Source organism: Nocardia sp. NPDC004722, from assembly GCF_053601505.1.
In genome coordinates this window covers 1-8,808 of sequence record NZ_JBSGBY010000356.1, presented here as the reverse complement: position 1 = coordinate 8,808, position 8,808 = coordinate 1, and the positions used below count along the sequence as shown (strand labels likewise).

7 protein-coding genes, 1 rRNA gene and 2 pseudogenes are annotated in these 8,808 nt (G+C 69.7%); 7 read left to right on the top strand and 3 right to left on the bottom strand.

The window, feature by feature from the left end; all coding sequences use genetic code 11:
* The 3 genes and pseudogenes from rrf to ACWELQ_RS29060 all read left to right on the top strand — a co-directional run.
* Nucleotides 1-91 (top strand): 5S ribosomal RNA (gene rrf, locus ACWELQ_RS29070); the annotation flags it as partial.
* 880 nt (nt 92-971) lie between these two features.
* A pseudogene (locus ACWELQ_RS29065) lies at nt 972-1,922 on the top strand (hypothetical protein); the annotation flags it as partial.
* Between the two features lie 255 nt (nt 1,923-2,177).
* Complete coding sequence (locus ACWELQ_RS29060) at nt 2,178-3,077, top strand: HAD-IIA family hydrolase (RefSeq protein WP_452400220.1); 900 nt, start codon at nt 2,178-2,180, stop codon at nt 3,075-3,077.
* 9 nt (nt 3,078-3,086) lie between these two features.
* Here ACWELQ_RS29060 and ACWELQ_RS29055 read toward each other — a convergent pair whose 3' ends face one another.
* The gene (locus ACWELQ_RS29055) at nt 3,087-3,545 is read right to left on the bottom strand and encodes a hypothetical protein (protein ID WP_452400219.1); all 459 of its coding nucleotides are present in this window, start codon (nt 3,543-3,545) and stop codon (nt 3,087-3,089) included.
* A 17-nt stretch (nt 3,546-3,562) separates the two neighbouring features.
* Nucleotides 3,563-4,321, bottom strand: coding sequence for a class I SAM-dependent methyltransferase (locus ACWELQ_RS29050; protein ID WP_452400218.1), 759 nt, complete (start codon nt 4,319-4,321; stop codon nt 3,563-3,565).
* Nucleotides 4,322-4,471: 150 nt separating this feature from the next.
* Here ACWELQ_RS29050 and ACWELQ_RS29045 point away from each other — a divergent pair, with 150 nt between their 5' ends.
* The 4 genes from ACWELQ_RS29045 to recN are packed head-to-tail and all read left to right on the top strand — an operon-like array spanning nt 4,472 to nt 8,402.
* On the top strand, nt 4,472-4,792 hold the full coding sequence (locus ACWELQ_RS29045; RefSeq protein WP_452400217.1) for a hypothetical protein: 321 nt from the start codon (nt 4,472-4,474) through the stop codon (nt 4,790-4,792).
* A gap of 1 nt (nt 4,793) precedes the next feature.
* Nucleotides 4,794-5,684 carry a TlyA family RNA methyltransferase gene (locus tag ACWELQ_RS29040; protein WP_452400216.1) on the top strand — a complete coding sequence of 297 codons (891 nt, stop codon included), beginning with the start codon at nt 4,794-4,796 and terminating at the stop codon, nt 5,682-5,684.
* Nucleotides 5,681-6,643 carry an NAD kinase gene (locus tag ACWELQ_RS29035; protein ID WP_452400215.1) on the top strand — a complete coding sequence of 321 codons (963 nt, stop codon included), beginning with the start codon at nt 5,681-5,683 and terminating at the stop codon, nt 6,641-6,643. Before ACWELQ_RS29040 ends, ACWELQ_RS29035 begins: the two co-directional genes overlap by 4 nt.
* Nucleotides 6,621-8,402: a DNA repair protein RecN gene (gene recN / locus ACWELQ_RS29030; RefSeq protein ID WP_452400214.1), complete on the top strand. Its 1,782-nt coding sequence runs from the start codon at nt 6,621-6,623 to the stop codon at nt 8,400-8,402. The genes ACWELQ_RS29035 and recN overlap by 23 nt, the downstream gene beginning before the upstream one ends.
* A gap of 162 nt (nt 8,403-8,564) precedes the next feature.
* Here the strand turns inward: recN and ACWELQ_RS29025 are convergent.
* Nucleotides 8,565-8,808: pseudogene (locus ACWELQ_RS29025) on the bottom strand (hypothetical protein); the annotation flags it as partial.

Sequence of the window (8,808 nt, the reverse complement as noted above, 5' to 3'; positions counted from 1 at the left end):
GCCCGGTCCCATTCCGAACCCGGAAGCTAAGGCCACCTGCGCCGATGGTACTGCACTCGACAGGGTGTGGGAGAGTAGGACACCGCCGGAACATCCTTCACGAAAGGGGACCCAACACTGGGTCCCCTTTCGTCGTTTCAGCACCTGTGCTACGAGGTCGCTCGGGGCGCGTGATTGAATTCAGGGTAGGTGGATTGCCCACCGGCCCTCCTCACGCGCCGTCCAGCGCCGTGGCCGGGTACCGCAGGCTACAAGAACAGAGAGGGATCACCGTGGCGGAGCAGAACGACGACCGCAAACCCTTCCGTCGCAACAGCGGTGGGACCGGACAGGGCGGCTACGGCCGGCGCGAGGACAACGAACGACGCGATCAGGGGCGGTCCGATCAGGGACGGTCGTACGGTGGTCCGCGCCGCGACAACGATCGCGGCGGCTACAACCGCTCCGAGGGCGACCGCGACCGCGGCGGCTATCAGGGTGGGCGCGGCGGCTCCGAACGTGACGGTGGCCGTGGCGGTTTCAACCGCGGCGGTAGCGGCGAGCGTCGCGAGGGCGGGTTCAATCGCGGTGGTGGTGAGCGTCGCGAAGGCGGGTTCAACCGTGGCGGCGGTGAGCGTCGCGAGGGCGGCTTCAACCGCACCGGCGGCGGAGACCGTCGCGAGGGCGGCTTCAATCGCGGTGGCGGTGAGCGTCGTGAGGGCGGTTTCAACCGTGGCGGTGGCGAGCGTCGCGAAGGTGGCTTCAACCGCACCGGTGGCGGAGATCGTCGTGAAGGCGGCTTCAATCGCGGTGGCGGTGAGCGTCGTGAGGGCGGTTTCAACCGTGGCGGTGGCGAGCGTCGCGAGGGCGGGTTCAACCGTAGCGGTGGCGGAGATCGTCGTGAAGGCGGGTTCAACCGGGGTGGCGGTGAGCGTCGCGAAGGTGGCTTCAACCGGACCGGTGGCGGAGATCGTCGTGAAGGTGGATTCAATCGCGGCGGTGGGGATCGTCGTGAGGGCGGGTTCAACCGCGGCGGTGAGAACCGTGGCGGCGGACGCGGATTCGATCGGGATCGTGGGGCGCAGGAGGAGCGGAAGAGCTTCGGGCGCAACGGGTTCGGGGACGATAAGCGGGAGAACTCGCGCGGTGGACGGGATTTCGACCGGGCCGGGAAGGGGCCGGGCGAGCGGAGTTTCGACGGCGGGCAGGATCGTCGCCGCGGCGGCGAGGGCTCGCGGTTCAGCGGCGGGCAGTCGGGGGAGCGGCGTTCGGGTCGGCCCGATGAGCCGGTGCTGCCCGACGACGTGCAGGCCGCCGATCTCGAGCCGGCCGTGCGGCGCGACCTGCTGAGCCTCGACAAGAGCAATGCCGAGACCGTGGCGCGGCACCTGGTGATGGTGGCGCAGCTGCTGGACGAGGATCCCGAGCTGGCGCTGGCACACGCGCGGGCCGCGCGCGGGCGGGCCGGGCGCATCGCGGTGGTCCGCGAGACCGCCGGTGTCGCGGCCTATCACGCGGGTGAGTGGGCCGAGGCGCTGTCCGAGCTGCGGACCGCGCGTCGCATGTCCGGCGGTTCGGGCCTGCTGGCCGTGATGGCCGACTGCGAGCGCGGTCTGGGCCGTCCCGAGCGGGCCATCGAGCTGGGGCGCAGCGACGAGGCGCGGGCCCTGCAGGGCGACGAGGCCACCGAGCTGCGCATCGTGGTCGCCGGTGCGCGCATGGATCTGGGTCAGTTCGACCAGGCCGTGGTCACCTTGCAGACCGCCGAGCTGGATCCGGCCCGGACCGGTTCGGCCGCCGCTCGCCTGTTCTACGCCTACGCCGAGGCGCTGCTGGCCGCGGGCCGCGCGGAGGAAGCGCTGACCTGGTTCATGAACTCCGCCTCCGCGGACCTCGACGGTGAGACCGACGCCGAGGAGCGGGCGGCCGAACTCTCCGGCGACGGCGACGAAGACGGCGCGGATTGGACCGAGGCCTTCGACGAGGACGCCGAAGACGATTCGGATGACGCCGAGCCGGACGCCGCTGAAGCGCCGGAATCCGCCGAAGCGTCCGAGTCCGCCGAGGCTTCCGAACCCGCCGCGAAGTCCGACGGCGAGACCGAGAACTGAGGACAGGCAAGTGATTTCGACCGTGCGGCCGCGCTCCAGCGCAGCCGCACGGTCGTTTCTTTTCCACGTGATGAGAGGGACGGCGTAATGCGACTGCGGGACCGCTTCGAGGCATTGCTGTTGGATCTGGATGGCACGCTCTTCCGCGGCCACGAGCGGATTCCGGGTGCGCCGGAAGCGCTTTCGGCGGGTGAGTCCGGGCAACGCCTCATGTACGTCACCAACAACGCGAGCCGGTCGGCCGACGCGGTGGCGATGCATCTGCGGGAGCTGGGTTTCGCCGCCTCCGAGGACGAGGTGGTCACCAGTGCGCAGGCGGCCGCGCGCTTGCTGGCGCAGCGGGTCGCGCCCGGTTCCACCGTGCTGGTGGTCGGCACCGACGATCTGATGTCCGAGGTGGAGAACGTGGGCCTGCAGGCGATTCGGCGCTTCGACGGTGTCTCGCCGAGCGCCGTCATCCAGGGCCATTCGATGCAGACCGCGTGGGCGGACCTGGCCGAGGCGGCCTACGCGCTGCGTTCGGGCGCGCTGTGGGTGGCCGCCAATACCGACGCCACCCTGCCCACCGAACGCGGCCTGGCCCCCGGGAACGGTTCCATGGTGGCGGCGCTGCGGCAGGCGTCGGGTCTGGAACCGATCGTGGCGGGCAAGCCTTTCGCGCCCCTCATGGAGGATGCGCTGGAGCGGGCGGGCACCCGTGACGCCCTGGTGGTCGGCGATCGCCTCGATACGGATATCGACGGCGCGCACACCACCGGCCTGGAGTCGCTGATGGTGCTCACCGGTGTCAGCACCCTCGAGGACCTCCGTACCCAGCCCGCCGACCAGCTGCCGACCTACGTCGCGGAATCGCTCGACGCCCTCAATCACCCTGTCGCCGAGCTGGATCCGGTGACGCCGGGCAGCGGCGATATCGCCGAGGAGCTCGCGGCCCGGCTGCGTCAGGCTCCCGGGCGTGCGATCAAGGTCATGTCCGTCCCGGTGTGACAGCTCGCCTCAGGTCGCGTCGTCCATGAAGCAGTTCACGACGACCTCGGCGCTGGAAAGATCCGCCGCGAAGGTGATGTCGAGCTTGTCCTCCCAGACCGCCACGGTGTTGTACATCTCGCTGCGACCCTCCGAAAGGGTCCCGGCGAGTTGTGGTGCGGCGTGCTCGTCTCGGGAGGCCAACTGGCGCAGCGTGTGGAAGCCCAGCTTGTTCGGGATCTCGATCCACTCCACCGCCGCCGGTTCGGTGCTGTAGCGGTATCCGTTGGGCTTGGAATTCTTGTAGCCGCGGCTGATCCGTACCAGCGTCGTCGGAATCGGTTGTCCGTCGACGCGGATCCGGAAGGTCGAGTTGCCGGACTTGGTGTTGGTGTCGCCGTGTTCGAGCAGGATCTCGCGCCCCTCGTACCGGTAGGCGAGGGCCCTGGGATACGCGCTCGGCGGTGCCACCACTTCGATCTTTGCCATCGACGAATTCTGAACTCTCAGACCGGTTTCCGCGCCTCGATTAATGTGCGGGCGGAGTAGGCGACGAACGGTCCGTCGGTGGTGATCTGCCGGTGCAGGTCGTGCAGGCGGTCGCGGTGGGCCTCGACGGTGAAGCCCGGCACCATCCAGATCACCTTGCGCAGGAAGTACACGACCGCGCCGATGTCGTTGAACTCCATGCGAAGTCGTTCCGTGCGGGATTGCACGATCTCGAGTCCGGCCGCCCGGGCCTGTGCCGCTTCGGTTTCCGGGTCGCGGCCGAGGCGGGCCTCCGGCTGCGGGCCGAGGAAGTATTCGACCACCTCGAAGACGCTGGCCGGTCCGACATGTTGCGCGAAGTAGGTGCCGCCGGGCGCGAGCACCCGGGCGATCTCGTCCCACCAGATGGTGGCGGGATGACGGCTGGTCACCAGATCGAAGGCGGCGTCCGCGAACGGAAGTGGCGGCTCGTCCGGATCGGCGACCACGACGACGCCGCGCGGATGCAGCAGCCGAGTGGCCTTGTCCAGATTGGGCGGCCAGGATTCGGTGGCGACCATGGTCGGCGGGAAGGTGTCCGCCTCGGCGAGGACCTCACCGCCGCCGGTCTGGATGTCGAGCGCCGCGCGGGCGGTGGCCAGGCGCTGGGCCTGCTGTTTCTGATATCCCCAGGACGGTCGCTGTTCGGTGGCGCGGCCGTCGAGCCAGGAGAAATCCCAGCCCGCCACCGAGACGGTCCCCGCCTCGGCGATGAGTTTGTCGAAGTCGCTGTCCATTTGCCCCATCCTGTCAGCCGCCCACAAGGGGTTTTCGCCGCCACGCGGGCGCGGCGCCGCGAGCGCCACGCCGGGGCCGGTCGATGCGGGAATCCGGATCCGGTGGGGTACGTGTGTTCGAATGCGAGTTCGGGTAGCGTTGTCGCCACCATGACTACGCCCATGCCTCACCCGCAGATCCCCGCGCCGGGGCCGCATTCGGGGATGCCCGGACCGCAAGGTCCCCGTCCCGGGATGCCGTTGCCCGGTCAGCATCTGGCGGGTGCGAATCAGGAGTTCGCCGACCCCGAGCGGGTGCGCGCGGACGTGGACGCGTTATTGGCCGAATTGTCGGCGGGAGCACCGAATCCGGGTTTTCCGGGCGCCCCGAGCGTGCACTCGGAGGGCACCGACATCGTGCGGCGGGCGAAGATTCTCGAGCAGGCGCACGACGTGCTGGTGCAGGCGCTGGCCACGGTGGACAAGATCTGAGGTGGCCAGGCGCGCACGGGTGGACGCGGAACTGGTTCGCCGCGGATTGGCGCGATCGCGAGAGCACGCGGTCGAGCTGATCAACGCGGGCCGCGTCCTGATCAATGGGTCGGTCGCCACCAAACCGGCGACCGGGGTCGAAACGGGCACACCGCTGCTGGTGCGGGACGAACCCGATGAGGTGCAGTGGGCCTCGCGCGGTGCCCACAAGCTGCTGGGGGCCCTCGAAGCGTTCGAGCCGCTGGGCGTGTCGGTCGACGGCAAACGCTGTCTGGACGCGGGCGCGTCCACCGGCGGATTCACCGACGTGTTGCTGTCGCGGGGCGCGAAGGAAGTGGTGGCCGCCGACGTCGGCTACGGCCAGCTCATCTGGCGACTACAGAACGATGACCGCGTCCGGGTGCACGACCGCACCAATGTCCGGCAGCTGACCCCCGAACTCATCGGCGGCACAGTTGATCTGGTGGTCACCGACCTGTCGTTCATCTCCCTCGCCCTGGTGCTGCCCGCGCTGGCCGCCTGCGCGGCACCCGGCGCGGATCTGCTGCCCATGGTGAAGCCGCAGTTCGAGGTCGGCAAGGACCGGGTGGGTTCCGGTGGCGTGGTGCGTGATCCGGCGCTGCGCGCCGAGGTGGTGCGCGAAGTCGCCGCCGCGGCAGCGAAACTCGGCCTGCGCACGCGGGGCGTGGTGGCGAGTCCGCTGCCCGGGCCGTCGGGCAATGTCGAGTATTTCCTGTGGCTGCGCAAGGAAAACGGTCCGGTCGGTGAACCGGAGGAAACCGGCGTCACACCCGGTGACGGCGCGGACGTCGGTGGGGACGCCTACGATGCAGACGAGGCGTCACGTGTTGCGGCGCTGATCGATCGTGCGGTGCAGGAGGGTCCACAGTGAACGCGGCTAGCCCGGCCAGAGAAGTGCTGCTGGTCGCGCATCCGGGACGGCCGGAGATCACCGATACCGCGCACCGCGTGGCGAAGATCCTGTGCGGGGCCGGGATCGGGCTGCGGGTGCTCGAGGACGAGGCGTACAGCACTCGTTTCGATATCGACGACGGCGGCGTGGCCGACGGGTATCCCGCGCGGGTCATGGCCCACAATCCGGACGCCGCGGTCGGCACCGAGATGGTGCTCGCGCTCGGCGGCGACGGCACCTTCCTGCGCGCGGCCGAACTGGCCCGCAGCGCGGGGGTGCCGGTGCTGGGAATCAATCTGGGCCGCATCGGTTTTCTCACCGAGGCCGAGGCCGAGAACCTCGACGAGGCGCTCTCGCAGGTGGTGCGGCGCGACTATGTCGTCGAGGAGCGGATGACCATCGACGTCACCGTGCGCGTCGACGACACCGTCACCGAGCGCGGCTGGGCGTTGAACGAGGCCAGCATCGAGAACGCCGCGCGCATGGGTGTGCTCGAGGTGGTCCTGGAAGTGGACAACCGGCCGGTGTCGTCCTTCGGCTGCGACGGCGTGCTCGTCGCCACCCCCACCGGGTCCACCGCCTACGCCTTCTCGGCGGGCGGGCCGGTGGTGTGGCCGGAACTCGAAGCGCTGCTGGTGATTCCGTCCAATGCCCACGCCCTGTTCGCGCGACCCCTGGTGACCAGCCCGGATTCGCTGATCGCGGTGGAAACCGTGGCGACCGGACACGATGCCATTGTTTTCCTCGACGGCCGACGCACCCTCGCATTGCCGCGGGGCGGCCGGGTCGAGACGGTCCGCGGGACCGAACCGGTGCGATGGGTGCGGCTGGATTCCGCGCCGTTCGCCGACCGGATGGTGCGCAAATTCCAGTTGCCCGTGACAGGCTGGCGAGGCCGACGGACGGAGAGCACGAGTGCTGACAGAGATCAGGATTGACGGCCTTGGCGTAATTTCCACCGCCACCGCGCAATTCCACGAAGGGCTGACCGTACTGACCGGTGAGACCGGTGCGGGCAAGACCATGGTGGTGACCAGCCTGCACCTGCTCAGCGGTGCGCGCGCCGATGCCGGGCGGGTCCGGCTGGGGGCGTCGCGGGCCGTGGTGGAGGGCCGTTTCACCGTGGACGCGGTGCACGACGGCGCGCTCGGCGAGGTCGAGGAGGTGCTGGAATCCTCGGGGGCCGAACGCGATGACGACGGCAGCATCATCGCCGTGCGGACCGTCGGCAGTGATGGCCGCTCGCGGGCTCATCTGGGTGGGCGCAGCGTGCCCGCCTCGGTGCTCTCGGATTTCACGACCCCGCTGCTCACCGTGCACGGACAGAACGACCAGTTGCGTTTGCAGCGGCCGGATCAGCAACTGCACGCGCTCGACCAGTTCGCCGCCGATGCCGTGGCCCCGCTGCTGGCCAAGTATCAGAAGGCGCGGAAGTCGTGGCTGGACAAGCGCAATCAGCTGCTCGAAAGAACCGCGCGCAGCCGCGAATTGGCGCTCGAGGCCGACCATCTGACCCAGTCGCTGGCCGAGATCGACGCCGTCGCACCGGAACCCGGCGAGGACGAGCACCTGGTGGCCGAGGTGCGGCGGTTGTCGGACCTGGACTCGCTGCGCGAAGCCGCCTCGACCGCGCACGACGCGCTGGCCGGGCCCGCCGACTCGCCGGGCGAGGATTCCGGTGCGCTCAACGCGCTCGGCATCGCCCGCGCCCGCATCGACTCCTCCGACGATCCGAAGCTGTCCGGGCTGGGTCCGCGTCTGGGCGAGGCGATTTCGGTGGTCGTGGATCTGGCCACCGAACTGAGCTCGTACCTGTCGGATCTGCCGTCGGATCCGGGTGCGCTGGAGTCCATGCTGACCCGGCAGGCCGAGCTCAAGACGCTGACCCGCAAGTACGCGCCCGATATCGACGGGGTCATCAAGTGGGCCGATGAGGCTCGGATGCGACTGGATTCGCTGGATGTCTCGGAGGAGGCGCTGGCGGCGCTGGCCGCCGATGTCGAGACGGCAGCGGAGAAGGTACGCGAGACGGCCCGCAAGCTGACCGCCGCCCGCAGCAAGGCCGCGGGCAAGCTGGCGTCCGCCGTGAGCACCGAACTGGGCGGTCTGGCCATGGGCCGGGCCCGCCTTGAAGTCGGTGTCGGTCCCGTCCCCGCGGGCATCCAGGATTCGGCCCCGCTGGTCATCGACGGCAAGGAACTGCACGCCGGATCCACCGGCGTCGACGAGGTGGAATTCCGCCTCGCCGCCCACTCCGGCGCGCACCCCCTGCCGCTGAGCAAGAGCGCCTCCGGCGGTGAGCTCTCCCGCATCATGCTCGCCCTCGAAGTGGTGCTGGCCAGCTCCGAACACGGCACCACCATGGTCTTCGACGAGGTCGACGCCGGTGTCGGCGGTCGCGCCGCCGTCGAAATCGGCCGTCGCCTGGCCCGTTTGGCCCGCACCCACCAGGTCATCGTGGTGACCCACCTCCCGCAGGTGGCCGCCTTCGCCGACACCCACCTGGTGGTCGACAAGCTCGACGACGGCAAGGCCGTCAAATCCGGCGTCAAGGCCCTGACCCAAGACGAACGCGTCGTAGAACTCGCCCGCATGCTCGCGGGCATGGGCGACACCGAAACCGGCCGCGCCCACGCCTGGGAACTCCTCACCACCGCCGACGCCGAGAAGGTCGGCGCCGCGGTGTCGGCCGACTAGTCGTCCGGCGGATCCCGACGCGACCATTGCCCTCGACGCAATGCTGCGCCGCGACCCGAGCCTTTCCGGCCCTGCCGATCGCCCTGCGGAGGGTACGCTCGACGGGCTTCGCTTGCGCATGCCTGGACCGGAGCGCGGATTGCCTCCGACCAGTGGCGTTGGTCAATCCGGTTGGGGGACTTCGCCTTCGGCTTCGGCGAGGGCGGCGCGGATCAGGGCGCGGGCGGACCAGGACATGAGATCGGTGGCGTCGGCGGGGGAGAGGCCGAGGATGTCCTGGGTGCTGACCAGGGCTTCGATGCCGTAGACCAGGGATACCGCGTTGATCAGGCGATCGAACTGGTCGGCGGAGAGACGGTCGGCGAGGGGTTCGAGGGCGGTGCGGGCCATGTGCAGTCGCGTGGTG